This is a genomic window from Acinetobacter sp. CIP 64.7, assembly GCF_000369745.1.
Taxonomy (GTDB): domain Bacteria; phylum Pseudomonadota; class Gammaproteobacteria; order Pseudomonadales; family Moraxellaceae; genus Acinetobacter; species Acinetobacter fasciculus.
In genome coordinates this window covers 676,993-703,058 of record NZ_KB850178.1, presented here as the reverse complement: position 1 = coordinate 703,058, position 26,066 = coordinate 676,993, and the positions used below count along the sequence as shown (strand labels likewise).

General features: G+C 44.9%; 21 protein-coding genes. 17 read left to right on the top strand and 4 right to left on the bottom strand.

Features of this window, described 5'->3' with window-relative positions:
* On the top strand, positions 1-212 hold a 212-nt coding region (locus tag F890_RS05630), incomplete at its 5' end, for an integrase core domain-containing protein (RefSeq protein WP_005265707.1).
* 211 nt (positions 213-423) lie between these two features.
* Entirely contained in the window at positions 424-2,187 is a 1,764-nt protein-coding gene (locus F890_RS05625; protein ID WP_005265983.1) for a hypothetical protein, read from the top strand.
* A 99-nt stretch (positions 2,188-2,286) separates the two neighbouring features.
* On the opposite strand, the gene F890_RS05620 is transcribed toward F890_RS05625, so the two are convergent.
* From F890_RS05620 to F890_RS05615, 3 genes are all read right to left on the bottom strand, one after another.
* Positions 2,287-3,570 (bottom strand): ribonucleotide-diphosphate reductase subunit beta, encoded by a 1,284-nt coding sequence (locus tag F890_RS05620; protein ID WP_004645882.1) that lies wholly within the window; start codon positions 3,568-3,570, stop codon positions 2,287-2,289.
* Between the two features lie 141 nt (positions 3,571-3,711).
* Positions 3,712-3,840, bottom strand: a complete 129-nt coding sequence (locus F890_RS19215) for a hypothetical protein (protein WP_005106195.1) — start codon at positions 3,838-3,840, stop codon at positions 3,712-3,714.
* Positions 3,841-4,007: 167 nt separating this feature from the next.
* A complete protein-coding gene (locus F890_RS05615) occupies positions 4,008-6,845 on the bottom strand; it encodes a ribonucleoside-diphosphate reductase subunit alpha (RefSeq protein WP_005265982.1) in 2,838 nt (945 codons plus the stop codon).
* 566 nt (positions 6,846-7,411) lie between these two features.
* On the opposite strand from F890_RS05615, the gene bfmR reads away from it, so the two are divergent.
* Both bfmR and bfmS read left to right on the top strand, forming a co-directional pair.
* The gene (gene bfmR, locus F890_RS05610) at positions 7,412-8,128 is read left to right on the top strand and encodes a response regulator transcription factor BfmR (RefSeq protein ID WP_004280782.1); all 717 of its coding nucleotides are present in this window, start codon (positions 7,412-7,414) and stop codon (positions 8,126-8,128) included.
* Between the two features lie 41 nt (positions 8,129-8,169).
* On the top strand, positions 8,170-9,843 hold the full coding sequence (gene bfmS, locus F890_RS05605) for a sensor histidine kinase BfmS (RefSeq protein ID WP_005265981.1): 1,674 nt from the start codon (positions 8,170-8,172) through the stop codon (positions 9,841-9,843).
* 66 nt (positions 9,844-9,909) lie between these two features.
* Here the strand turns inward: bfmS and F890_RS05600 are convergent, their stop codons facing one another.
* Positions 9,910-10,266 carry a hypothetical protein gene (locus F890_RS05600; protein WP_005104082.1) on the bottom strand — a complete coding sequence of 119 codons (357 nt, stop codon included), beginning with the start codon at positions 10,264-10,266 and terminating at the stop codon, positions 9,910-9,912.
* Positions 10,267-10,838: 572 nt separating this feature from the next.
* Between F890_RS05600 and ndhC the strand changes: the two genes are divergently transcribed.
* The 13 genes from ndhC (at position 10,839) to nuoN (ending at position 25,953) form a co-directional block, all read left to right on the top strand.
* Entirely contained in the window at positions 10,839-11,384 is a 546-nt protein-coding gene (gene ndhC / locus F890_RS05595; protein ID WP_005265979.1) for an NADH-quinone oxidoreductase subunit A, read from the top strand.
* Between the two features lie 6 nt (positions 11,385-11,390).
* Complete coding sequence (locus tag F890_RS05590; RefSeq protein WP_005265978.1) at positions 11,391-12,071, top strand: NuoB/complex I 20 kDa subunit family protein; 681 nt, start codon at positions 11,391-11,393, stop codon at positions 12,069-12,071.
* A gap of 90 nt (positions 12,072-12,161) precedes the next feature.
* The gene (nuoC, locus tag F890_RS05585) at positions 12,162-13,949 is read left to right on the top strand and encodes an NADH-quinone oxidoreductase subunit C/D (protein WP_005265977.1); all 1,788 of its coding nucleotides are present in this window, start codon (positions 12,162-12,164) and stop codon (positions 13,947-13,949) included.
* A 14-nt stretch (positions 13,950-13,963) separates the two neighbouring features.
* Positions 13,964-14,473 (top strand): NADH-quinone oxidoreductase subunit NuoE, encoded by a 510-nt coding sequence (gene nuoE / locus F890_RS05580; protein WP_004280775.1) that lies wholly within the window; start codon positions 13,964-13,966, stop codon positions 14,471-14,473.
* Positions 14,470-15,801 carry an NADH-quinone oxidoreductase subunit NuoF gene (nuoF, locus tag F890_RS05575; RefSeq protein WP_005265976.1) on the top strand — a complete coding sequence of 444 codons (1,332 nt, stop codon included), beginning with the start codon at positions 14,470-14,472 and terminating at the stop codon, positions 15,799-15,801. The genes nuoE and nuoF overlap by 4 nt, the downstream gene beginning before the upstream one ends.
* A gap of 11 nt (positions 15,802-15,812) precedes the next feature.
* Positions 15,813-18,491 carry an NADH-quinone oxidoreductase subunit NuoG gene (gene nuoG, locus F890_RS05570; protein WP_005265975.1) on the top strand — a complete coding sequence of 893 codons (2,679 nt, stop codon included), beginning with the start codon at positions 15,813-15,815 and terminating at the stop codon, positions 18,489-18,491.
* Positions 18,492-18,494: 3 nt separating this feature from the next.
* The gene (nuoH, locus tag F890_RS05565) at positions 18,495-19,511 is read left to right on the top strand and encodes an NADH-quinone oxidoreductase subunit NuoH (protein WP_005265974.1); all 1,017 of its coding nucleotides are present in this window, start codon (positions 18,495-18,497) and stop codon (positions 19,509-19,511) included.
* Between the two features lie 18 nt (positions 19,512-19,529).
* On the top strand, positions 19,530-20,072 hold the full coding sequence (gene nuoI, locus F890_RS05560; RefSeq protein ID WP_004280771.1) for an NADH-quinone oxidoreductase subunit NuoI: 543 nt from the start codon (positions 19,530-19,532) through the stop codon (positions 20,070-20,072).
* Positions 20,072-20,590: an NADH-quinone oxidoreductase subunit J gene (nuoJ, locus tag F890_RS05555; protein WP_171054322.1), complete on the top strand. Its 519-nt coding sequence runs from the start codon at positions 20,072-20,074 to the stop codon at positions 20,588-20,590. Before nuoI ends, nuoJ begins: the two co-directional genes overlap by 1 nt.
* Positions 20,590-20,898 (top strand): NADH-quinone oxidoreductase subunit NuoK, encoded by a 309-nt coding sequence (gene nuoK / locus F890_RS05550; protein WP_004280769.1) that lies wholly within the window; start codon positions 20,590-20,592, stop codon positions 20,896-20,898. The genes nuoJ and nuoK overlap by 1 nt, the downstream gene beginning before the upstream one ends.
* Positions 20,895-22,790, top strand: coding sequence for an NADH-quinone oxidoreductase subunit L (gene nuoL / locus F890_RS05545; RefSeq protein WP_005265973.1), 1,896 nt, complete (start codon positions 20,895-20,897; stop codon positions 22,788-22,790). Before nuoK ends, nuoL begins: the two co-directional genes overlap by 4 nt.
* A 1-nt stretch (position 22,791) precedes the next feature.
* Complete coding sequence (gene nuoM / locus F890_RS05540) at positions 22,792-24,405, top strand: NADH-quinone oxidoreductase subunit M (protein ID WP_004280767.1); 1,614 nt, start codon at positions 22,792-22,794, stop codon at positions 24,403-24,405.
* 3 nt (positions 24,406-24,408) lie between these two features.
* Entirely contained in the window at positions 24,409-25,953 is a 1,545-nt protein-coding gene (gene nuoN / locus F890_RS05535; protein ID WP_005265972.1) for an NADH-quinone oxidoreductase subunit NuoN, read from the top strand.
* The last annotated feature ends 113 nt before the right edge of the window (positions 25,954-26,066 follow it).

Here is a 26,066-nt window from a genome sequence, read left to right as displayed (position 1 = left end):
TGGCTGAAACGGTGAATGGCTTATACAAAACAGAGGTGATTGAATATTTAAAAGCAGATTGGCAAGGTTTAGCAGATGTACAACTTGCGACACTAAACTGGGTAGATTGGTTCAATAAAAAGCGTGTACACAGTGCACTGGGTTATGTATCGCCTTTTGAGTTTGAAGCAATGTACTATGATAAGATTAACCCGTTAGGTCAGGTGGCCTAACTTAAATAAAAAAGTCTCCGACAAACCCGGTACGGTTCAAACGACCCAAGAGCAAGCGAGCCTTATTAATAGGGAAACCATTCAAGAATTTCAGAGCTATTTATTATCCTCGGAGCAATTTGCTTCTCAAGCATTTAAAAAACTGAAAATTACCCGGTCAGCATATGCTCATCCATTTGATGCAGCTTTCTTAGATAAAGCTTTACGAAATATGAGTAATACATACCGTGATTTAACATGGTCTGAATGGGTAAGGAAAAATTCTAAAGAACTTAAAAATGACTTAGAGCTTCTTGAAAAAAGATGGTCTGAAGTACAAATTGGTTCTAGCGAAAAAGGTCGAGCTATATGGGTTCAATGGTTATTAACAACTAATCATAGAGATTTAAGGGATCAAGCAACAAAAGTACTGTCTATATATGCTAGAAAAGATCCAGGATCATTTTTTGAGATGGCAATTAACTCATTAGATATTACAGATCCATATGTGCCAGAAAGAACTTTTGCGGCAGCATATGGGGCTATTTTGAGTGCTGATTTTATTGATGCAGAAAAAATAAATAGAAATGTTTGTGGTTTCGCCAAAAAAATTATAGAAAATTGTTTTATACCTAATGCCCAATACTCTACTACACATACAATTCTGCGAGAATATTTACTAGGGACTATTAATTATGCTTTAACAGTAAATCAGAATTTTATCAATCAAGAATATTTGGGTTACTGTCAAAAACCTTACGAACATTTACCAAATTTGTTTGAGAGTCTTCCTGAGGTTGATGAAGCGCAATTAATGGAAGTCAAGCAATCAGCCCTTCGTATGGATTTTAATAATTACACTATTGGAAGGCTCACCACTGATAGAGCTAATTATGATGATTCACATCCTGATTATGTTCAAACACGAAGAACTATTTTAAAGAGAATGATTCAGCTTGGATATGAACCTGAAAAATTCCAAGAGATTGATAGGAATATAGGTTCGAGCTCTTATTACGATCGTGATGTAAAAATAGATAGATATGGAAAAAAATATAGCTGGATTGCTTTCTATGAGATGTATGGATGGAAGGTGGATAGAGAGCTTTTAGATAATTGGCGTAGTAATGAAAGATGTAGCGATGTGAGCATCGATCCAACATTCCCTAAAGTTGCTAATTCTTGGAGTCCAGAACTTATAGATATATTTACCGATACTCCAAAAGATATTGGTGAGTGGATTGTAAATGGCCCCACACCTAATTATTTGGATATCTTAGAGACTCAGCAATTTAGCCAAGCTGATAAGTGGATTTTATTGACTGGATTTATACAAGAGGATTCAAAAGACGATTATCGAGAAATTTTTACATTTATGAGAGGCTTCTTTGTTGCAAATGAAAATATTCCTACAATAAGAGAATTTGTTAGTAATAAGGACTATCTTGGTAATAATGCTCTACCACGCATTCCTGAAAATCATTACAAATATGCAGGCGAAATGGTTTTGGGAAATCCATTTTTAGAACTTAATAACAATGTAAGTAGTCGGATGAATTTTGATGAGTGGGATTCGTCTAGTTTTTCAATAGAAGTCCCTGTGCAATCTTATTCTTGGGAGTCTTATCACAGTTCTTTGAATCAAGCAGGAGGAATAGATTTTCCAAATCCTGAAATTTGTCAAAGCATGAATCTAAGGTATCAAAATGGTGAACCTGATTTATATGATGATAAGGGATTAGCTTCAGTATTCAGAACGCTTTCCTCGACAACCAATAATCTAAAAGGTTCTGTATCCTATCTAAGAAAAGATCTTTTTGAAAACTATCTGGATGATACAAATCAAACCTTCATTTGGATATTATGGGGGGAGCGTAATCAGCAGTATGAAGGTTACTCTCAAGGGAAGGACGATATTCATCAATACTTTAAAGATGGTAACTATCTCCATAAGAGTATTTTTATTTGGGAAAATCATAAAATAGTTAAAATTTGAATAATAAAAAAATAGAGCCAAGTGGCTCTATTTTCTTTTACTCTAACGAGTGACATAAATGTGTCGCAAATGACATTCTATGTGTCGTTTTACGAAACCTTACCAGCTTAACGCACCACCAGTTTGGTAATCTGTTACACGCGTCTCGAAGAAATTCTTCTCTTTACGCAAGTCCATCATCTCTGACATCCACTGGAACGGGTTGTTCACACCAGCAAATTGCTCAGGCAAGCCTAACTGCGCCAGACGACGGTTAGCAATGAACTTCAGGTATTCTTCCATCATGCCAGCATTCATGCCGAGTACACCGCGTGGCATCGTGTCACGTGCGTATTCGATTTCCAGCATCGTACCTTCAAGAATCATCTGGATGATTTCTTCCTGGAATTCAGTCGTCCATAGACCCGGATTTTCGATCTTGATCTGGTTGATCATATCGATACCGAAGTTCAGGTGCATTGACTCATCACGCAGGATGTACTGGAACTGCTCGGCAACACCATTCATCTTGTTACGACGGCCCATAGACAGGATCTGGCTGAAACCGCAGTAGAAGAAGATACCTTCAAGTACACAGTAGAACGCGATCAGGTTGCGAAGCAGAATCTGGTCGTTTTCAGGTGTACCGGTTTTGAAAGTAGGATCACTTAAAGACTGAGTATATTTCAGGCCCCATGCCGCTTTACGTGCCACTGACGGTACTTCGCGGTACATGTTGAAGACTTCGCCTTCATCCATGCCTAGCGACTCGATACAGTACTGATAAGCGTGCGTATGAATTGCTTCTTCAAACGCCTGACGCAAGATGTATTGACGGCATTCAGGGTTGGTAATGTGACGATAAATCGCCAGTACCAAGTTGTTTGCAACCAGTGAATCGGCAGTCGAGAAGAAACCGAGTGAACGCATGACGATGGTACGTTCATCTTCAGTCAAGCCATTTTCAGACTTCCACAACGCGATGTCGTGGTTCATGTTGACTTCTTGCGGCATCCAGTGGTTTGCACATCCGTCCAGATACTTCTGCCAAGCCCATTCGTATTTGAATGGAACAAGCTGGTTCAAGTCTGCACGACAGTTGATCATAGCTTTATCATCAACTTGCACACGCTGCGCACCCATTTCAAGCTCTTCCAGACCCGGTGCAACATCAAGCTGCTCTAGGGAAGCAGATGCTCTTGCCAGCGAATCGGTTGGATTTGATCCTCGGTTTTGAGTGGCTCTAAGGGGTTGTGCAGCTGCCACATCCGGCGATGCGTTGCCTGCATCAGATACCATCTGTGAATTAGTCGCTTTTTGCGGCTCGACGGGCGCAGGCTGCTGTTCAGGTGCAGCCGGTTTTTGCGAATCATCTTCGAAATCGTCCCAACTTAGGATAGACATATCAATTCTCTCTACGTTGCTTTATATCTTTTATGAGACATTCAGCTTGGCTGAGATGTCTTACTATACGCTTAATTTGTGTAAGCAAAATTAAGTTTTGTCGATGAATGCTCTAGTTTTATACAGGAGCAATAATCCCCACTACTTATTTTGCTTACGCTGCTGGCGAACTTTGAACCAGAAGTAAGCAATTGGTAAATAAAAGGTAATACCAAAGGAAATCAGCAATGCCGCAAGTCCTAACATGTAATTGTGAGTCATTGGAGGCATGGTATTTTTCCTTTTTATAATTTAATGGCAGAGGTTATGCCCCTTATGGGGCATAACTTAATTACACTATTTTAATTTTTAACATCAACACTAAAAACGCAATCGAGGAAATTAGTGCAGAAAACGCATAAATCAAGTTAGATAATTCTGCCATTTGTGAAGTTCCATTATTGGCAAGCTTCACAATCAGGGTTGTCAATTGAACATGCCATTGGCACTGGAGCCGCTTGAGCAAAACCTTCTTCCTCTGCAGGAGCTTCAGGTTTTTGCGCTTCAACGACAGGAGCTGCTGCTACAACAGGAGCCGCAACAGTTGCAGGTTTAACTGCGTTCAATGCGCCAGTGTTAATTGTAGATTTCTCAGCAGAAGTCGCACCCAATGCACGTAGGTAATAAGTGGTTTTCAGACCACGTAACCAGGCCATCTTGTAAGTGATGTCCAGTTTCTTACCGTTTGCACCAGCGATGTAAAGGTTAAGAGATTGTGCTTGGTCGATCCATTTTTGACGACGTGATGCAGCATCTACGATCCAGCGAGTTTCAACCTCAAACGCAGTCGCGAAGATGGCTTTAAGCTCTTCAGGAATACGAGAAATCTTCTGAACAGAACCTTCGAAGTGTTTCAGGTCATTGACCATCACGGCATCCCAAAGACCACGTTCTTTCAACGCACGTACCAGGTATGGGTTAATCACGGTGAATTCGCCAGACAGGTTGGATTTCACATACAAGTTCTGGAACGTTGGCTCAATTGATTGAGATACGCCACAGATGTTTGAAATCGTTGCAGTCGGTGCAATCGCCATCACGTTCGAGTTACGCATACCGTCTTTTTGAACTTTGGCACGTAAAGTATCCCAGTCCAGACGTTGAGTGCGGTCTACTTCGAACATGCGTTCTGGACGAGTTTTCGCAACCAGATCAAGCGAGTCGATTGGCAGAATACCTTGATCCCACAATGAACCCTTGAATGTTTCGTATGTACCACGTTCAACAGCCAAATCACTCGATGTTGAAATCGCGTAGTAAGAAATCACTTCCATCGATTCATCAGCAAACTCAACCGCAGCATCAGAACCATACGCCAGGTTCATTTCGTATAGTGCATCCTGGAAGCCCATGATACCCATACCCACTGGACGGTGTTTCAGGTTCGAGTTGCGCGCTTGCGGAACAGCGTAGTAGTTGATGTCGATCACGTTGTCGAGCATACGAACGGCTGTTTTAACTGTACGCGCCAGTTTTTCGCGATCAAGAACACCACCTTGAACGTGTTGTACCAGGTTGATTGAACCCAGGTTACATACTGCGATTTCTTCTTTGCTGGTGTTCAGCGTGATTTCTGTACACAGGTTAGAAGAGTGAACCACGCCTACGTGTTGCTGTGGTGAACGCAGATTACATACGTCTTTGAATGTGATCCACGGGTGACCTGTTTCAAACAGCATCGACAGCATTTTGCGCCACAAATCTTTTGCACGGATTTTCTTGTGCAACATGTTTGTTTCTTTGGCAATCGCTTCGTAGTGTGCATAACGCTCAGCGAATGCAGCACCAGTCAAATCATGCAGATCGGGCGTTTCAGAAGGCGTGAATAAAGTCCATTCTGCATCTTCGAATACACGTTGCATGAACAGGTCAGGAACCCAGTTCGCAGTGTTCATGTCATGGGTACGACGACGGTCATCACCGGTGTTCTTACGCAGTTCAAGAAATTCTTCGATGTCCAGGTGCCAGGTTTCTAAGTATGCACAAACTGCACCTTTACGCTTACCACCTTGGTTAACCGCAACAGCAGTATCGTTCGCTACTTTCAGGAACGGAACTACACCTTGCGACTTACCGTTAGTTCCTTTGATGTAGGAGTTCAAGGCACGAACTGGTGTCCAGTCGTTACCTAAACCACCTGCCCATTTAGACAGCATTGCGTTATCACGCATCGCGCCATAAATGTCATACAGATCATCATCAATGGTTGTTAAGTAGCAGCTAGACAACTGTGGACGTAACGTACCTGAGTTAAACAGGGTAGGCGTCGAAGCCATGTAATCGAAGCTAGACAATAAGTTATAGAACTCAATCGCGCGGTCTTCACGGTTTTCTTCATTGAGCGACAAGCCCATAGAAACACGCATAAAGAACAATTGCGGAAGTTCGAAACGCACACCATCTGAATGGATGAAGTAACGGTCAAATAAGGTTTGCAGACCCAGGTAAGTAAACTGGTTAGAACGTTCCGGTTGAATCGCAGCAGCCAGTTTCGCCAGGTCAAAGTTCAACAATTCTGGAGAAAGCAGCTCAAGCTCAATCCCTTTTTTCAGGTAAGTTTCGAGCGCATCGCCTTCATTGGTCTCTGTAGACAAGCCGAGGAACTTTAAACCAGTCGCTACAAGGTCATCACGCAATAAACGTGCAGTGACATAAGTATAGTTAGGCTCTTGTTCGATACGGGTACGGGTCGCCATCATCATCGTAGTTGAGATGTCCGACTCTTTTACCCCGTTGTACAAGTTTTTCACGGTCTCATCGACAATGGCCTGTACATCAATACCTTCCAGTCCTTCTGCTGCTTTATTCACCTGCGCAGTCAAGGCACTTAAATCAAGTGGCTTAAGTTTGCCTTCAGCATCGGTAACTTGCAGCGTCGGATGATGATGTGCACCCAGCTGTTTACGTGCTTCAGAACGTTGTTCACGGTAAATGACATAAGAGCGCGCAACTTTCTGTTCGCCCGTACGCATTAGCGCAAGTTCAACTTGGTCTTGAATTTCTTCAATATGAATCGTTCCGCCAGATGGTAAACGACGTTTAAAGGTATTTAATACCATTTCCGTCAGCTGTTCGATACGATCATGGATCCGGCTCGAGTCAGCGCTTTGTTGGCCTTCAACCGCCAAAAACGCTTTACCAATTGCGACAGAAATTTTTTCTGCATCAAAAGCGGCAACATCACCGGTGCGTTTAATCACCTGAAGTTGACCAGGAGTTGAAGTGATTACGCTCATTTAGCATAGCTCCATTGTCATCTATTTTTATGTTTATGGACCGTTTGAACTGGGCAAATTTTATGCCACAGTATTTGAGGAATAAACACAAGACCTAGTGGTTTTAAAATTAATTGAACACAAGATACGGGAAAATTTAGGGTAGATCAATATTGACATTTAGCTAAATATTTTTCTTAAGTTCTGCTTTAATCCTTGTAAAAATATCGCTATTTTTATTGATTTTTGTATAAGCCTTATCAGGCAAGGCATAGCATAACAAAGTCCAAAGAAAGTGCTTATAGATAACACTGTGGATAACTAAAAACTGCTGAATCAAGCAGTCATATTTTGTCCATGTGAGAGTTGTGTAAAGTGCAAATCAGATCTAAACCCCTGTTTCAAGCAGGACTGGCCAAAAAGTGCCCGATAAAATATTACAAAATGCTATTTTGATGTATCAGTTTGGTGAACGCTATCTTGTTTACAATGTAAACGTGTGTATATTGCAAGCATATTAAAAACGTATCTATTGGATTTCAAAAGGATACGCCTATAGCGTAGATCCACCAAATAAGGGGCAATACATGAGCCAAGAAGAAAAGTTACCCAAGATTTTAATTGTTGAAGATGACGAGCGTCTTGCTCGTTTAACGCAAGAATACCTCATTCGTAACGGACTTGAGGTCGGGGTAGAACCGGATGGTAATCGTGCCATTCGTCGGATTATTGCCGAGCAACCAGATATGGTGGTTCTGGATGTAATGTTGCCTGGTGCTGATGGCTTGACTATTTGTCGTGAAGTGCGTCCACATTATCATCAACCGATTTTGATGCTGACTGCACGTACCGAAGACATGGATCAGGTTCTGGGTCTGGAAATGGGTGCAGATGACTATGTTGCTAAACCGGTACAGCCACGTGTATTGCTGGCGCGTATCCGTGCATTGCTGCGTCGTACTGACAAGGTGCCTGAAGATGAAGTCGCGCAGCGTATCGAGTTTGATGATCTGGTGATCGATAATGGTGGCCGTTCAGTGACCTTAAATGGGGATCTGGTCGATTTTACCAGTGCAGAATATGACCTACTGTGGTTATTGGCTTCAAATGCCGGCCGTATTCTTTCTCGTGAAGATATTTTCGAGCGTTTACGTGGCATCGAATATGACGGACAAGACCGTTCAATCGATGTCCGTATTTCGCGTATCCGTCCAAAAATTGGTGACGATCCAGAAAACCCGAAGCGTATTAAAACAGTACGTAGTAAAGGTTATCTCTTCGTTAAAGAAACCAATGGTCTTTAAGCAGATGTAGTTTTTGCTTGAACAAACAGGATAAATTATAGGTGTTTAAGCACAGTATATTTTTGCGTATATACGCCGGACTCGTCATCCTTGTGGTATTGGTGGCGGTGTTCGGCTACCTGTTGGTACAGATTATCAACTATCAGTGTGCGCAAGAATATCGCGAATCCCTGACTGATGGTATGGCGTATATCATCAGTGAAGGGGTGGCACGCCAGCCCAATCTCCAGCAAAAAATGGACTGGGTTTCTGATGCCTCCGATTTGCTAGAATTGCCCATCCATTATGTAGAAGCCAGCAAGGTCGATATTACCCGGGCTGAAGGACGCCGTATCGCCAATCGTAAGGCTGTGGTGCGTTGGGATGCTGAATCTGATATTGCCTATATTGTGGTCGGGCTGCGTGATGACCCGAATCATTATCTTTATATTAAAGCCGACAGTATTACTGAACGGCAGATGAAAGCCTTACCTGTGTTTATTCTGGACTATCTGGTCTATTATCCAGGTCAGGAAAAAGAATATCTTGCCCGTATTCAGGATCATTTCTCCTATCCGGTTTCTATCGAAAATGTCCAGAACCTGCCTTTGGACTCCGAGCAGATCGGGCGACTGCGTCTGGATCACAGCATTATTTTATACCGTGACAGTGCCTCGATTCGTGGTACCACGATTTCAATTATTTCTCCGATTCCAGGTTCCACTTCTCAAGTATTGGTGATGGGGCCAGTGCCACTGTTCAACTGGATGCCATTCCAGTTGGCGACCGGTATTACCTTGTTAAGCCTGTTTGTATTGAGTCTCGGGGTTTATGGCCTGCTGGTGCCGATGCAGCGCAAGTTGCGTGAAGTCAGCTATGCTTTGAATAAAATGAAAACCGGTAATATGTCATTGCGTCTTCCTGTAGAGGGGAGTGACGAGATGGCAACGCTGGCATCCAGCTTTAACAACATGTCAGATCATATCCAGCGCCTGATTGAAGCGCAGCGCGAGCTGATGCGTGCCGTTTCGCATGAATTGCGTACGCCAGTAGCGCGGATTCGCTTTGGCGTAGAAATGATGGCCGATGAAGATGACTACGATTATCGCCTGCAACAGGTCGAACAGATTGATAAAGATATTGAAGCGCTGAATACCTTGATTGACGAGATCATGACCTATGCCAAACTGGAACAGGGCATGCCGTCGATTGAGTTTGAGCAGATTGATCTGTATGACGTACTGAATCAGGTGGCACAAGAAACTGAGGCGCTGAAAACCCAAAAAATCATTGAATTACATCCAATGCCTGTTGCAGTCACGGTAGAGGCGGAGCGTCGCTATCTGCATCGTGTGATTCAGAATCTGGTGGGGAATGCCATCCGTTATTGTGATCATAAAATCTTGATTAGCGGTGGTCTGGACCAAGATGGTCAGGCCTATGTTTGCGTTGAAGATGACGGGCCGGGGATTCCGGAAATAGATCGTGCCCGAATTTTTGAAGCCTTTGCCCGACTGGATGATAGTCGTACCCGTGCTTCGGGTGGTTATGGTTTAGGTTTGTCGATTGTCAGCCGGATTGCGTACTGGTTTGGTGGCACGATTCAGGTTGATCAAAGTCCGACCCTGGGTGGCGCGCGTTTTACCATGACCTGGCCAGCACAACGTTATGTCAAGAAGAGTAAGCGCAAGATGCTAGAAAAAAAGCCTGAGGAAGCAAGTGATCATTTAGCTTGATATTGTGTGAATGATTTTAGTCATAAAAAACGATGCATCGGCATCGTTTTTTTATTGGGAGAAATTTTATTCCTGAATGGTCGCATCAGGTTCAATGAGTGATTTACCCTCTTTTAAGCTTTGTAGCGCTTCAGGATTAAAGTCGATCAACAGTTTGGTATTTTTCGCATCGACGTTATAGCGCTGAATCAGTTTCTGGTCGCCTGATAAGGTTTCGACTTTATATTCGTCAGCGATATTCATAATACCATCCAGATTGATGCTGGAGGAAGCGTGATCCTCTTGAAAAAGTGCGTGGATGTCACGTAAGTCAAAAGCGGCCTGGCTTATACTGGGATTTTTCTGGATGTAATTTTCTATATGTCGAACCAGTAATTGAGCAAATAAAAAATAATTCGGCTTATGGGAAAAGCGTAGAGACATGCAAGGACTCCTTATTGTTACTTTATTAATGTCATGATGTGGTTTAGAAATAGAAATAACATATTCTGAATCAGTCCGTTGAGCATGTTGCAAAAAGACACAATTGCCAATCTAAGATTAGCAAGTGGCTGTAGGGGGTAAATCAGCAGTTAAATGTAAAAAATCACATTAAATATCAAGTTAAATCAAATAGTTTGAAAGAAAAAATAGTTGTTAAAATAAGTTTTTATCCGATTTAACTTGGATTCAATAGTGAAAAGGACTATATCTAAATGGGTGGGCGAGAAAAGCAACTTATCGATCAGCCTATTTTCTGGTAGCGCTATTTATAAAAAAATTAATAGATAATTAAAATTTAATTTAGGAAAACGATTAAAACGAATTCTGAATGATTAAAGTCAAATTAAATGCTGAAATGTCTAAAAAATCATCCCAAAGACTAAGGCTTATAAACTAGCAAGTGAAATCCAAAATCAGGTACAATTGGCGGGATTAATTTTGTGTTTGGTGTATTTGAAGGCCAATACATACATTCTTTGTTAACAAATAGGCCTGCCAGGAGTTATCCCCGCATGAGTGCTATTACTCCATACGAATGGGCAATTATTGCCTTCGTGATCGGCGTTACATTTTTATGCGTCTTTATGCTGACCGTCCCGTTACTCCTTGGGGGTAAATCATGGGGCCGTGCCAAGCAGGAGCAGTTTGAGTCAGGTGTTGTTGGTGCAGGTGGTGCTCGTATCCGCTTGTCTGCAAAATTCTATTTAGTTGCAATTTTCTTCGTGGTGTTTGATTTAGAAGCACTTTATCTATATGCATGGGCGGTTTCTGTTCGTGAAGTAGGTTGGATTGGTTTTGCAGCTGCAGCTATCTTTATTTTAGTTTTACTTGTTGGTTTGGTTTACGAATTATCCACAGGCGCACTCAATTGGGCACCTTCAGACAGACGTAAGGCCGCAGGAATTAAAGCTAAGATTGGTTCGCCAAATATGGATCTAGCAGAAATTACGCGCTTTAACTCAATTGAAGAATTGGTAATCGACCCTACAGGTCAAATCCCAGCTCAATCCTCTGGTCGTGTGAAAAGCTCACCGGCTAAATCATCTGATAAGGAGTAAGACGGGATGAAATATACATTAACCCGTGCGAATCCGGATGCTGATCAATATCCACTTCAAGAACGTATCCTTGTAGAAGATCCGTTACTAGAAGAAGAAGTGAATAAAAATGTATTCATGACTCGTTTAGAGGATGTGGTACATACAGCAGTCAACTGGGGTCGTAAAAACTCAGTTTGGCCGTTTAACTTCGGTACATCATGTTGTTATGTGGAATATGCGACGACCTTAACCGGCGTGCATGACTTGTCGCGTTTTGGTGCCGAGGTTATTCGTGCTTCACCGCGTCAGGCAGATTTAATGATTGTGGCGGGTACCTGCTTTGTAAAAATGGCACCAGTAATTCAACGTCTGTATGAACAGATGCTTGAACCGAAATGGGTCATTTCCATGGGTGCATGTGCCAACTCAGGTGGTATGTACGACATTTATTCAGTGGTACAGGGTGTGGATAAAATCATTCCTGTCGATGTGTATATTCCAGGCTGTCCACCACGTCCTGAAGCTTTGATTCAGGCATTAATGCTGTTGCAAGACCAGATTCAACTCGAGCGTCGTCCGCTTTCTGCGGTGATCGGTGATGATCTTAAGCCAGTGTATAAGCCAAAGATGATGCCGGAACGTGACCGTAAGAAAGATCAGCGTGTTGCTGTGAAGAACTTGCGCTCGATGGATGAAATTAAATAATTTAAACGACTGGTCTTTTTTGCTGCACCCGCTATGGGTGTAATTGTCGTTTAGGTTGACTGAATTTGTATTAAATAGGAAGCCAAGCCAATGGCTGAAACTGACATTGCTATGCCAGAATCAACTCCAGTTGATTCACGCCCAGCATTTGCGATCATTGAAGAACTCAAAACCAAATTTGGTGAGAACTTCTATGTGCAAACGACTTTCGAGGATTTCCCGACAGTCTGGGTTGAGCGCGCACGTGTACAAGACGTTTTAATGTTCTTGCGTACAGTGTCACGTCCTTACGTGATGTTGTTCGACCTGTCTGCGGTAGATGAGCGTCTACGTACCCACCGCGACGGTTTACCTGCGTCTGACTTCACAGTGTTCTATCACCTGTTGTCGCTCGAGCGTAATACTGACATTCGTATTAAAGTTGCTTTAGCTGAAAGTGATCTGAATCTTCCGACTGCAACCAACATCTGGCCAAATGCCAACTGGTACGAACGTGAAGCTTACGATATGTTCGGGATCAATTTCGAAGGGCATCCAATGCTCCGTCGGATCTTGTTACCGACCTATTGGGAAGGTCATCCGCTCCGTAAAGAATATTCTGCACGTGCGACCGAATATACGCCGTATTTGCAAGACAAGGCCAAGCAGGACTACGAACAGGAACATCTTCGTTTCGTACCTGAAGATTGGGGTATGAAGCGCGGTAATGCCGATGAAGACTTCATGTTCCTGAACTTGGGTCCTAACCATCCATCTGCGCACGGTGCATTCCGTGTGATCTTGCAGCTGGACGGTGAAGAAGTGAAAGACTGTGTGCCTGATATCGGCTATCACCACCGTGGTGTGGAAAAGATGGCTGAACGTCAGACCTGGCATTCATTCATTCCGTATACCGACCGTGTCGACTACTTGGGTGGTTGTGCGCAAAACATGCCTTATGTGATGGGCGTGGAGCAAATGGCTGGTATTACTGTGCCGGACCGTGCGCAATGTATCCGCGTGATGATGTCGGAACTGTTCCGAATCAATAACCACTTGCTGTTTATCGGTACTGCGATTCAGGATGCCGGCGGTATGACGCCTGTATTCTATATGTTCGCTGACCGTCAAAAAATCTATGACGCGATCGAAGCGATCACCGGTTACCGTATGCACCCGGCTTGGTTCCGTATCGGTGGTACTGCGCACGACCTGCCAAACAACTGGCAGCACCTGATTCGCGAAATCCTTGAATGGATGCCGAAACGTATGAATGAATACTACACGGCTGCTTTACGCAACTCGGTATTCATGGGTCGTACTCAAGGTGTCGCGCAATATGATGCGAAATCTGCATTGGCATGGGGTGTGACGGGTACAGGTCTGCGTGCCACAGGTATTGATTTTGATGTGCGTAAATATCGTCCGTACAGCGGTTACGAAAACTACGACTTCGAGGTTCCTTTAGAGTACGAAGGCGATGCTTATGCACGTGTCATGGTGCATTTCCGTGAAATCGAAGAATCACTGAAAATTGTCAAGCAGTGTCTAGACAACATGCCGTCTGGTGCCTATAAGGCAGACCATCCACTGGCTGTTCCACCACCAAAAGACAAGACATTACAAGATATTGAAACTTTGATTACGCACTTCCTGAGCGTATCTTGGGGTCCTGTAATGCCGGCGGGTGAAGCATCTGTGATGGCGGAAGTGGTGAAAGGTGCATCGAACTACTACTTGACTTCAGACAAGTCGACCATGAGTTACCGTACCCGTATTCGTACACCAACCTTCACGCATTTACAGCAAATGCCTTCTGTGATTAACGGCAGCTTAATGTCGGATTTAATCATTTATTTAGCGACCATTGACGTCGTAATGGCTGACGTGGATCGCTAAGGGGTAAACGCATTATGATGATTTTGACTGATAAAAAGCCACGTGTGAATGTTGAAGGAATTTTGACTGCGGACGAAATTCACGATATCGAACATCACATGGGTCATTATCCGTACCCACGTGCAGCGTGTCTGGATGCGCTGAAGTGTGTACAACGCCGTAATGGCTGGGTAGATGATGCGCAAATGAATGCCATCGCACAAATGCTGAGCATGAGTGTTGCAGACCTGGAAGGCGTTGCAACCTTCTATAACCGTATTTACCGTCAGCCGGTCGGTCGTCACGTGATTTTGTTATGTGATTCGATTGCCTGCTTCCTGATGGGTGCGGAAACTCTGGCAGAAGCATTCCAGCGTGAATTGGGCATTCAGTTTGGTCAAACGACTGCAGATGGTCGTTTTACCCTGCTGCCAATTTGCTGCCTGGGCAACTGTGACAAAGGTCCAACCTTAATGATTGATGAAGACACGCATGGTCTGGTTGAAGTGACTTCGGTGAAACAGCTGTTGGAGAAGTATGTATGAATACTGAACCAAAACCAATTTATGGCGACGGTGACCCGGAAACGCATCCATTGACTTGGCGTTTAAGCAAGCAGGCCAATGTTCGTAATGCAGATGATTACGAAGCGCTGGAAGGCTATGCAGGCTTTAAAAAAGCCCTGTCGATGCCGCCTAAAGATGTATTAGACGTGGTTAAGGCAGCGACGGTAAAAGGTCGTGGTGGTGCAGGCTTCCCGGCAGGCATCAAGTGGTCGCTTATGGCACCAAATGACAACTCAGGTCCACGTTACCTGATTTGTAATGCCGATGAGATGGAACCAGGTACGTTCAAAGACCGTCTGTTGATGGAAGACCTTCCGCATCAGTTGATCGAAGGCATGCTGATTGCAGGCTATACGCTGGAAGCAACCCATGGTTATATCTTTATCCGTGGCGAGTACATCGAAGCTGCAAAATATCTCAATGAAGCTTTAGAGCAAGTTCGTGCCAAAGGCTACCTGGGTGACAACATCCTGGGTACTGGCTGGAACTTCGAGTTGCACGTGCATACCGGTGCAGGCCGTTATATCTGTGGTGAAGAAACTGCATTGATTAACTCGCTTGAAGGTCGCCGTGCCAACCCGCGTACCAAACCGCCATTCCCGCAGGTTGCAGGTGCTTGGGGACGTCCTACCATTGTCAACAACGTAGAGACCTACAACAACTTGCCAGCAATCATGCTGCGTGGCCCTGAATGGTATATCGGCTTATCTGCGGGTAAATCGAAAGATCCAGGCACCAAAATTTATGGTGCTTCAGGCAAGGTGAAATTTCCTGGTCTTTGGGAGCTTCCATTCGGTACTACAGCGCGTGAAGTGATTGAAGATCATGCGGGTGGTATGCGTGACGGCTTGAAACTGAAAGCTTGGTTACCGGGTGGTGCATCAACTGACTTCCTGGCGGCTGAACATATCGATCTTCCGATGGATGCGGAAAGCATCATGAAAGCAGGTTCTCGTCTAGGGACTTGTTTATTGATGGTGGTTGATGAAACTCAATGTATGGTTTCAGCAACGCGTAACCTTGAAGAATTCTTTGCACGCGAATCATGTGGTTTCTGTACACCTTGCCGTGATGGCTTGCCTTGGGCTGTGAAAGCGTTAAAAGCGCTGGAAAATGGCACAGGTAAACAGGAAGATATCGATCACTTACAAGAACTGACGCGTAAGCTTTGGATCGGTAAGACTTTCTGTGCCCACGCACCGGGTGCAATGGAACCGTTAATGGGCGCACTCAAACATTTCCGTGGCGAATTTGAAGCGAAGGTAGTCAATGCCGCAGCTCAAGTTAGCTCCGTAGAACAAGCTTAAGGAATTCGACTATGGCTACAATTCATGTCGATGGCAAATCGTATGAAGTCAACGGCTCGGAAAACTTGCTACAAGCATGTTTGAGTCTTGGCATTGATATCCCATACTTTTGTTGGCATCCGTCCTTAGGTTCTGTCGGTTCTTGCCGTCAATGTGCCGTGACTCAATACGCGAATCCGGAAGATACCCGTGGTCGTTTGGTCATGTCATGTATGACGCCTGCTGCTGACAATACCTACATCTCGATTGAAGACAAAGAAGCAAAAGATTTCCGTGCTTCGATTGTTGAATTCTTGATGACCAACCACCCGCACGACTGTCCAGTCTGTGAAGAAGGTGGTCACTGTCATTTACAAGATATGACGGTGATGACGCAGCATGACCGTCGTCGCTACCGTTTCACCAAACGTACCCATTACAACCAGGAGCTAGGCTCATTCATTTCCCACGAAATGAACCGTTGTATCGCGTGTTACCGTTGTGTGCGTTATTACAAAGACTATGCAGGTGGTACGGACTTCGGCGTGTATGCCAACGCATCACGTGTCTATTTCGGCCGTCCTGAATCAGGCACTCTAGAATCTGAATTCTCGGGTAACCTGACTGAAGTATGTCCAACAGGTGTATTCACCGATAAAACCCATTCGGCACGTTATAACCGTAAGTGGGACATGCAGTATGCGCCAAGCGTATGCCAAGGCTGTTCTTCAGGTTGTAACATATCTCCGGGTGAGCGTTATGGCGAACTTCGCCGCGTAGAAAACCGTTTTAACGGTGAAGTGAACCAATACTTCCTGTGCGACAAAGGCCGTTTTGGTACGGGTTATGTCAACCGTGAAGACCGTCCGCGTCAACCACAATTCCGTAAAGGTGCAACTGTTGAAACTGTTTCAGTGGATACAGCACTTGATACGGTAATTGCAAATATCCAGGACAAAAAAGTTTTGGGTATCGGTTCACCGCGTGCATCACTTGAATCTAACTTCGCGCTTCGTGAGCTGGTTGGTCAAGAGAACTTCTCAACCGGTCTGTCTCAAAAAGAGCAAAACCTGGTTGAACTTGCAGCTTCAATCATGCAAACCGAGGGTGTTTACAACCCGAACATGCGTGAAATTGAAAGCTATGATGCAGTTCTGATCTTAGGTGAAGACTTAACGCAAACTGCGCCTCGTATGGCTTTATCTGTTCGCCAAGCTGCGAAAAATAAAGGCAAAGAGATGGCGGCAGAGCGCCGTACGCAAGAATGGTTGGCTGAACCGGTACAACGTATTGCCCAAGATGCGAAATCTCCGATTTACATCCTGGCTGCAACACAAACCCGTTTGTCTGACGTTGCTGAAGGCGAAGTGGTTGCTTCTCCAAACGATATCGCGCGTTTAGGTTTTGCAGTTGCTGCAGCAGTTGCGGGTGAAACGATTCTTGGTTTAGATGACGATGCCAAAGCATTTGCACAAACCATTGCGGACACTTTAAAAGCTGCGAAGAAACCACTGATTATCTCGGGCACAAGCTTGCAAGATCCTGCCATTATGGAAGCTGCTGCACAAGTTGCACAGAATCTGGGTAATGCAGGTCTGACCTTGACGGTTCCTGAAGTGAACTCGATGGGTATGGCGATCTTTGGTGGTCAAAGCCTAGAGCAAGCATTTGCACAAGATTACGATACTGTAATTGTGGTTGAAAATGACCTTTACCGTCGTCTTCCTGCTGCACAGGTCGATGCTGCACTTGCAGGTAAAGATGTGATCGTACTGGATCACTCTGAAACTGAAACAGTGAAAAAAGCCGACATCGTGCTTTCTGCTGCATCGTTTGCTGAAGGTGATGGTACTGTCGTTTCTCAAGAAGGCCGTGCACAACGTTTCTACCAAGTGTATGACCCAAGCTACTACAATCCTGAATTGGCGATCAAGGAGTCTTGGCGCTGGTTACACGCTCTGGAAACAGGCGTAAAAGGCAAAGCGATTTCTTGGACTTTACTGGATGATGTGATCGAGTCAGTGGCGAAAAACGTTCCTGCGCTTGAAGGCATTCTGGATGTTGCACCTGATGCGGGCTTCCGTGTTCATGGCTTGAAAGTGGCACGTGAACCACGTCGTTACTCAGGTCGTACTTCAATGCGTTCGCCATTGTCTGTACATGAGCCAAAACAGCCAACAGATATTGATTCTGCATTAACGTTCTCGATGGAAGGTTATGTCGGAGACCAGACTCCATCGCCACTGGTTCCATTTGCATGGTCTGCAGGCTGGAACTCGCCACAAGCTTGGAACAAGTTCCAGGAAACTGTAGGTGGTTCACTGAAAGGTGGTGATTCAGGCGTTCGTTTATTCGACCGTTTGGCAAAACGTCCGGCACGTACATTCGTTGCACCGGCACCTGTTCTGGTCAATGCGGAAAGCTTCCGTCTGGTACCGATGCACCACATCTTTGGTTCAGGTGAGTTCACGGTAAAAACACCAGCGATGGAAACACGTATTCCTGAAGCGGTATTTGCAGTGGGTGAGCAGGATGCAGCACGCCTGAATGTTCAAGATGGTCAGACAATCACGGTGAAAGCAGGTGAGACGTCAATCGTTCTTCCAGTTCAAGTGATTGAATATTTACCGACAGGTTATATTGGCTACCCAATCGGTCTGGCACCGATGGTATCTCTTGCAGAGCCTGTTTCAGTCGCGGTAGGAGTGTAATTCATGGAACAAGAATTAATCCGTCAAACGCCGCTGTGGGCTGAAAACTGGCCAATTGCCTATTCAGTCATTCAAGCGATTGTGATCTTGCTGGTTGTAGTGCTGATCGCTGCGTTGATGTCTTTTATTGAACGTCGTTTACTCGGCTTGTGGCAAGACCGTTACGGTCCGAACCGTGTTGGTCCGGGTGGTATTTTCCAGATTGTTGCCGACATGCTGAAAATCATGTTCAAGGAAGACTGGACACCTAAGTTTGCTGACAAATTGACTTTCCGTATGGCTCCAGCAGTTGCGATGGCAACTGCGGTGCTGTCGTTCATGGTTATTCCTGTATCACCTTATTTAGGTGTAGCAGACATGAACATCGGCCTGTTGTTCTTTATGGCAATGGCCGGTATTGCAGTTTATGCAGTCCTGTTCGGTGGCTGGTCATCAAACAATAAATATGCCTTACTGGGCGGTTTACGTTCTGCAGCTCAAACCATTTCTTATGAGGTGTTCTTGGGTATCTCGTTGATGGGTGTAGTGGCAATTGCCGGTTCATTCAACATGCGTGAAATCGTTGAAGCGCAAAAAGATGTCTGGTTTGTGATTCCTCAGTTCCTTGGCTTCCTGATCTTTGTGGTTGCAGGTGTTGCGGTAACGCATCGTCACCCATTTGACCAACCAGAAGCAGAACAGGAATTGGCAGAAGGTTACCATGTTGAATACGGCGGTATGAAGTGGGGGATGTTCTTCGTTGCGGAATACGTCAACGTGGTACTGATCTCTGCATTGATCGTGACTTTATTCTTTGGTGGCTGGCTTGCGCCATTCGACCTTGATATTCCGTTCCTTCCAGCAGCATTCTGGTTCATTATCAAAACAGCATTCTTTGTAATGATGTTTGTACTGGCGCGTGGTTCATTAATGCGTCCACGTTATGACCAGGTGATGAACTTTGGTTGGAAAATTTGCTTGCCATTGGCGTTGGTTAACCTTTTGGTAACTGGTGCTGTGATTCTGATGAATCAGGCCTAAGACAGCAGGGAGAACAAAATGTTTAAATTTCTAGCTGGATTCGGGTCAATCGTTCGTTCGTTGTGGATGGTGTTCAGCCACGCAACACGTAAACGTGACACCATTTTATATCCGGAAGTGCCGGCCGAAGAAATCGTGCCACCACGCTTCCGTGGTCGTATCGTATTGACGCGCGACCCTGATGGCGAAGAACGCTGTGTGGCATGTAACTTGTGTGCGGTTGCCTGTCCGGTAGGCTGTATTTCACTACAAAAAGCAGAACGTGAAGATGGTCGTTGGTATCCGGAATTTTTCCGTATCAACTTCTCGCGTTGTATTTTCTGCGGTATGTGTGAAGAAGCGTGTCCAACCACTGCGATTCAGATGACCCCGGACTTCGAGCTTGGCGAATATGTTCGTCAGGACCTGGTCTATGAAAAAGAACACCTGCTAATTTCTGGTCCTGGTAAATATCCTGACTATAACTTCTACCGTGTAACCGGTATGGCAGTTGCAGGCAAGGACAAAGGTCAAGCACAGCGTGAAAGTGCACCTGTTGATGTACGGAGTCTATTACCATGATGTGGCCATTTTATTTAATGGCCCTCGTGGCCATTGTCTCTACGGTTCGCGTGGTGACTAACGCGAATCCGGTACATGCTTTATTAAGTCTGATCGTGTCATTGCTTGCAGTCGCAGGCATGTTCCTGATCGTCGGTGCGCCATTCGCTGGTGCGCTGGAAGTAATTGTTTATGCGGGTGCGATCATGGTGTTGTTCGTGTTCGTGGTGATGATGCTGAACTTGGGTGAGCAGACCGTTGAACAAGAACGCAAATGGTTGACTTCATCGGCTTGGGCTTATCCGGCGTTGATGAGCTTCCTGATCGGTTTGGTGCTGGTATGGGTATTAAACTCTGATTACACACAAGCTTCACTGGTAATGGGTACAGAAATGGTAGGCCCGAAAGCAGTGGGTCAAGCACTCTTTACGCAATACTTGTTGTTGGTTGAAGTTGCCGCGATGTTATTGCTTGCTGCATTAGTAGCTGCATTCCATTTGGGTAAACGTGAACCAGATGCAGAAGAGGAAAAAGAATAATGGGCAACATCCCTTTAGAGCATGGTTTGATCGTTGCATCTATTCTCTTTGCACTGGGTTTTTACGGTGTAATGGTGCGACGCAACCTACTATTTATTTTAATGAGCCTTGAAATCATGATGAACGCTGCTGCTTTAGCGTTCGTCCTGGCGGGCAGTGCATGGGCACAGCCAGATGGTCAGATCATGTTTATCCTGATCCTGACGCTTGCTGCGGCAGAGGCTTGTATTGGTCTTGCGATCGTCCTTCAGTTCTATCATCGCTTCCATCACCTGGATGTGGATGCTGCTAGTGAGATGCGCGGATGAGTTATTTATATCTAACAATTTTATTTCCGCTCATTGGTTTTGTCCTGTTAGCGGCGGGGCGCAACAAGCTTCCGGAATCTGTTGCAGCGATGATTGGTGTGGGTGCAGTCGGTTTATCTGCACTGTTCGCACTGATTGCAGGTATGGACTTTGTTAACAATGGTTCAACTGCAGTAGTACAACATCTTTGGACTTGGTTCAGTGTTGGCAGTTTTGCTCCGGGCATCAGCTTGCAGCTGGATGGCTTGTCTTTATTGATGCTGGGCATGGTCACTGGTGTGGGTTTCTTAATTCACATCTTTGCATCATGGTATATGCGCGGTGAAGAAGACTTTGCACGTTTCTTCTCTTACTTCAACCTGTTCGTTGCCAGCATGTTATTGCTGGTATTGGGTGACAACCTGGCGTTGTTATTCCTGGGTTGGGAAGGCGTAGGTCTGTGTTCATACCTGTTGATCGGTTATTACTACCAGAACCCGGCAAACGGTCTGGCGGCAATCAAGGCATTTACTGTGACCCGTATTGGTGACGTATTCCTGCTGATTGCCATGTTCCTGATCTTCCAGCAATTCGGTACCTTGAACATTCAGTACATCGTCGAAAATGCGGCGACTGTAATGATGCAAAGTTCATCTCTGACCATCTGGACAGCATTGCTCTTATTCTTGGGTGCGGCAGGTAAATCTGCACAGATTCCACTGCAAACATGGTTAGCCGATGCGATGGCAGGTCCGACACCTGTTTCTGCATTGATCCATGCTGCAACGATGGTAACAGCGGGTGTTTACCTGTGCTGCCGTCTGTTCGCAGTCTTTGAACTTGCGCCAGAAGTGATGGTATTTATTTCGATCACAGGTGCGGTGACTTTGCTTGTGGCTGGTTTTGCTGCACTGGTTCAAACCGACATCAAACGTATTCTGGCTTACTCAACTATGAGTCAGCTCGGTTATATGTTTATGGCGGTAGGTGCTGAAGCATACCAAGCAGGTCTGTTCCATATGCTGACTCACGCATTCTTCAAGGCATTATTGTTCTTGTCGTCTGGTGCGGTGATTCTGGCTTACCATCACGAACAAAACATCTTCAAGATGGGCGGTCTGTTCTACAAGAACAAATTCCTGTTTGCATGTTTCGCGATTGGTGGCGGTGCATTGGCAGCGATTCCATTCCTGACGATTGGTTTCTTCTCAAAAGATGCGATTCTTGCTGCAGTCTGGACGCAAAGTCATATTGCTGGTTTACCAGTGTATAACACGCTGTACTGGGTCGGTGTTGCAGGTGCATTCTTAACCTCTATTTATACATTCCGTTTAATTTGGGTTGTATTCTTTGGCAAAGAAAACACACCTTATCATGAAATCCAAGGTGCAACTTACTGGGCGCCACTGGCAATTCTTGCTGTACTTTCAACAGGTCTGGCGATCGTCCTAAAAGCACCGGTAATGAGCATTCTGGATGCTGCACAAATTCCAGCCTTCATTATTCCTGAAGCGCTTGAAGCAGGTGCACATGGTGCTGAATACATCGCAATTGCTGTTGCTTTGACAGGTCTTGCAGTGGGTGTCGTACTGTTCGCTTTTGCTTACAATGCAGTCAAACGTTTTGCAGCCACTTCTGTAGGTGCTGGCCTGGTCAACATCTGCCGTAATGCATTAGGTTTCGATACGCTGTATGACCTCATTTTCGTGAAGCCATATTTAATGTTCGCGAAGATCTTTGGTCGTGATCCAATTGATGGCCTATGGCTGGTACTTCCTGCACTTGTTAAAGGTGGTCACAGCTTTACAAGTTCACGTCAAACCGGTTCACTGCGTGAATATGCATCTAGTATGGGGCTCGGTGTCGTTGTCCTACTGATGATCTTGATCGTGATTCAGGTCGTGGGGAAATAAAATGGAAGCTCCAAACAATATTATTTTGCCGGCTCTGATCCTCATTCCGTTCATTGCAGGTTTCATATGCTGGTTGGTCGATAAACTCGACCAACACTTGCCGCGTTATATCGCGCTGATCGGTATGCTGGTGACCTTGGTCTTGACCATAGTCCTTTGGCAGACTGGTACTTACAACTATGAATTAGGCGGTGCTACACCTTCGTGGGCTGCCGAATTCAAATTGCCTTGGATTCAAACCCTGGGCATTAACATTCACTTAGCAGTGGATGGTTTATCACTTCTTATGGTTGGCTTGACTGCACTCCTGGGTGTATTGGCAGTAGGCTGTTCATGGGGCGAGATTCAAAAGAACGTTGGTTTCTTCCACTTGAACCTTTTATGGTCTTTAGGTGGTGTCATCGGTGTGTTTCTGGCGATTGACTTATTCCTGTTCTTCTTCTTCTGGGAGATGATGCTGGTGCCGATCTACTTCCTGATTGCCCTTTGGGGTCATAAAGGGGCAGAGGGCAAGTCACGTGTTTATGCAGCTAACAAGTTCTTCATTTACACGCAGGTTGCCGGTTTGGTGATGCTGATTGGTATCCTTGGTCTGGTGACTGTGGGCTATACTATGACTGGCGAAATCCGTTTCGACTACAACTATCTATTAGGTGTGGCGAATACGCTTGACGCTCAGGCGCCAGCGGTGGCTTATGCATTCATGATCTGTTTATTCATCGGTTTTGCGGTAAAACTTCCAGTTTTCCCATTACACGGCTGGTTACCAGATGCGCATGCGCAAGCACCAACAGCGGGTTCTGTCGATCTTGCAGGTATCTTGATTAAGACTGCGGCGTACGGTTTATTACGTTTCGTGATTCCGTTCTTCCCGGCAGCGTCTGCACAGTTTGCAGACTTCGCAATCATTCTTGGTTTAATCGGTATTTTCTACGGTGCTTGGTGTGCTTTCCAGCAAACCGACATGAAACGCCTGTTGGCTTATACCTCTATTTCACACATGGGCTTCGTTTTACTTGCGATCTACGCAGGTAACATCCTGACCTTCCAAGGTCTGATGATCATGATGTTGGCACATGGTATTTCATCTGCTGCACTGTTCATTATGTGTGGTCAGGTATATGAGCGTGTGCATACGCGTGATATGCGTTTGATGGGTGGTATGCGTGGTCAATTCCCGTATCTTGCATTCTTCCTGATGTTCTTCGTTGCGGCGTTGGTTGGTATTCCAGGTCTAGGTAACTTCATTGGTGAGTTCCTGATCCTGATGGGTGCTTATGCGAAATTTCCGGCGTTTACCATTCTTGCGGCAATCAGCTTGGTATTTGCGGGTTTGTACGGTTTGATCCTGATTCACAAAGCCCTGTTTGGTGTACCAAATGAAGCACAACAGCAGCACTATACAAATCCATTAAAAGATCTAAATGCACGTGAAATCGCATTATTGTTGATCTGTGCGTTTGGTCTACTTTGGCTTGGTCTATATCCACAAAGCTTCCTTGACGTTTCTAACTCAAGCATGGCGTGGTTAGCGAATAGCTACATTCCAGTTCAAGAAGTGGTTGAAGTTGCTGATCAAGTAACGACTCAACTTGAAAATGTGGAGATCCAATAAGCCATGAACTTCACAATGTCTTTTTCTGAGCTTATGCCTCTAGCACCTGTGATGATCGTGTCGTTAACTGCGATCGTCGTGATGTTGCTGACCGCAATCAAGCGTAACCATAACTTGGTGGCTACCACCACGGTGATTGGTTTAAACCTTGCTGCGTTCTATATCATTTTCGTTTTGTTGGCAGGCGTGTTTGCACCTGCCAACGTGATGAATCTGTTCATCGTAGATCCATTTACGATGCTGTACCAGTTTGTGATCCTGATTGCTGCACTTGCATGTGCAACGCTATCTCACGCGTATATCGAAACCTATAAAGATAACCGTGAAGAGTTATATATCCTGATGCTGACATCCGTTGCGGGTGCCATGCTAATGGTGGCTAGCTCACACTATGCATCATTCTTTATCAGCCTTGAGTTGATGTCGATTCCTGTATATGGCTTGTTGGCATATACACATCAACGTTCTCAATCGCTTGAAGCGGGTGTGAAATATCTGGTGCTTTCAGCAACTGCGTCAGCAATGCTGCTCATGGGTATGGCATATATTTATGCATATACAGGTACTTTAAGTTTCGTGGCTGAACCAGGCAAACTGTTTACTGTATTCAGTCAACCGGCTGTCGTGATTGGTCTGGCATTAATTGTATTTGCAGTAGCATTTAAATTATCGCTGGCACCATTCCACAAATGGACACCAGACGTATATGCTGGTGCACCAGCGCCAATCGCGACTTTCCTTGCGACTGTTGCGAAAGTAGCCATGATTGGTCTGTTTGTTCGTTATGCGTTGTCTTCGGGTCTAATTCTGGCAGACAGCTTCGTCACGATCATCTCAATTATTGCGGTTCTGTCTATCCTTGCAGGTAACTTGCTGGCGGTTCGCCAAGTGAACTTGAAACGTATCTTGGCATACTCTTCAATTGCACACTTTGGTTATTTGCTGGTTGCCATCGTAAGTTCACGTAATACGGATTTCTTACAAGTTCAAGGTTTCGCGACTTTTGAAAGTGTAAACGTCTACGTGATGACTTATGTATTAACCACGATCGGTGCGTTCGGTGTTGTTACGCTGATGTCTAGTCCGTATAACAATACGGATGAAGCGGGTAGTCTGGCTGAATACCGTGGTTTGTTCTGGCGCCGTCCAGTATTAACTGCTGTATTGACAGTGATGATGCTGTCTCTTGCAGGTATTCCTTTAACTGCCGGCTTTATCGGTAAGTTCCTGGTAATTAAAACTGCGGTTGCAGGCGAAGCCTGGTTCCTGACTGCGATGGTTATCTTGGGTTCTGGTATCGGTTTGTACTACTACCTACGTGTGATGGTTGTGCTTTACATGACACCACCTGAAACACCACGTCTAGATGCGGTGAATCATTGGGGTCAAAAAGTGGGCGGTATCATGGTACTTCTTGCTGCGCTTGCGGTACTTGTGATCGGTGTCTACCCAGATCCAGTAATTGCAGTATCTAAATATGCATTCTTTGCCATGTCACCTGAATTGCAACAGTTCATTTTCACTTTGGTTCAAAGTGGTTTTAACTAATATCTGCAAAGATTGACGTTATTACAAAAAAGCCTCCATGATTGGGGGCTTTTTTATTTATACAAATCAATAAAAGCCTTTATAATAGCGGAAATTTATCTTTAACCTTTTAG

Bases quoted from the DNA above. Each gene is read 5' to 3' on its own strand.
- nuoH (WP_005265974.1), top strand. From the start codon at position 18,495: ATGGAACAAGAATTAATCCGTCAAACGCCGCTGTGGGCTGAAAACTGG.
- nuoM (WP_004280767.1), top strand. From the start codon at position 22,792: ATGGAAGCTCCAAACAATATTATTTTGCCGGCTCTGATCCTCATTCCG.
- F890_RS05620 (WP_004645882.1), bottom strand. From the start codon at position 3,570: ATGTCTATCCTAAGTTGGGACGATTTCGAAGATGATTCGCAAAAACCG.
- bfmR (WP_004280782.1), top strand. From the start codon at position 7,412: ATGAGCCAAGAAGAAAAGTTACCCAAGATTTTAATTGTTGAAGATGAC.
- F890_RS05625 (WP_005265983.1), top strand. From the start codon at position 424: ATGAGTAATACATACCGTGATTTAACATGGTCTGAATGGGTAAGGAAA.
- ndhC (WP_005265979.1), top strand. From the start codon at position 10,839: ATGAGTGCTATTACTCCATACGAATGGGCAATTATTGCCTTCGTGATC.
- nuoJ (WP_171054322.1), top strand. From the start codon at position 20,072: ATGTGGCCATTTTATTTAATGGCCCTCGTGGCCATTGTCTCTACGGTT.
- nuoI (WP_004280771.1), top strand. From the start codon at position 19,530: ATGTTTAAATTTCTAGCTGGATTCGGGTCAATCGTTCGTTCGTTGTGG.
- nuoK (WP_004280769.1), top strand. From the start codon at position 20,590: ATGGGCAACATCCCTTTAGAGCATGGTTTGATCGTTGCATCTATTCTC.
- F890_RS05590 (WP_005265978.1), top strand. From the start codon at position 11,391: ATGAAATATACATTAACCCGTGCGAATCCGGATGCTGATCAATATCCA.
- F890_RS05615 (WP_005265982.1), bottom strand. From the start codon at position 6,845: ATGAGCGTAATCACTTCAACTCCTGGTCAACTTCAGGTGATTAAACGC.
- F890_RS05600 (WP_005104082.1), bottom strand. From the start codon at position 10,266: ATGTCTCTACGCTTTTCCCATAAGCCGAATTATTTTTTATTTGCTCAA.
- nuoE (WP_004280775.1), top strand. From the start codon at position 13,964: ATGATGATTTTGACTGATAAAAAGCCACGTGTGAATGTTGAAGGAATT.
- nuoG (WP_005265975.1), top strand. From the start codon at position 15,813: ATGGCTACAATTCATGTCGATGGCAAATCGTATGAAGTCAACGGCTCG.
- nuoC (WP_005265977.1), top strand. From the start codon at position 12,162: ATGGCTGAAACTGACATTGCTATGCCAGAATCAACTCCAGTTGATTCA.
- nuoL (WP_005265973.1), top strand. From the start codon at position 20,895: ATGAGTTATTTATATCTAACAATTTTATTTCCGCTCATTGGTTTTGTC.
- F890_RS19215 (WP_005106195.1), bottom strand. From the start codon at position 3,840: ATGCCTCCAATGACTCACAATTACATGTTAGGACTTGCGGCATTGCTG.
- nuoN (WP_005265972.1), top strand. From the start codon at position 24,409: ATGAACTTCACAATGTCTTTTTCTGAGCTTATGCCTCTAGCACCTGTG.
- nuoF (WP_005265976.1), top strand. From the start codon at position 14,470: ATGAATACTGAACCAAAACCAATTTATGGCGACGGTGACCCGGAAACG.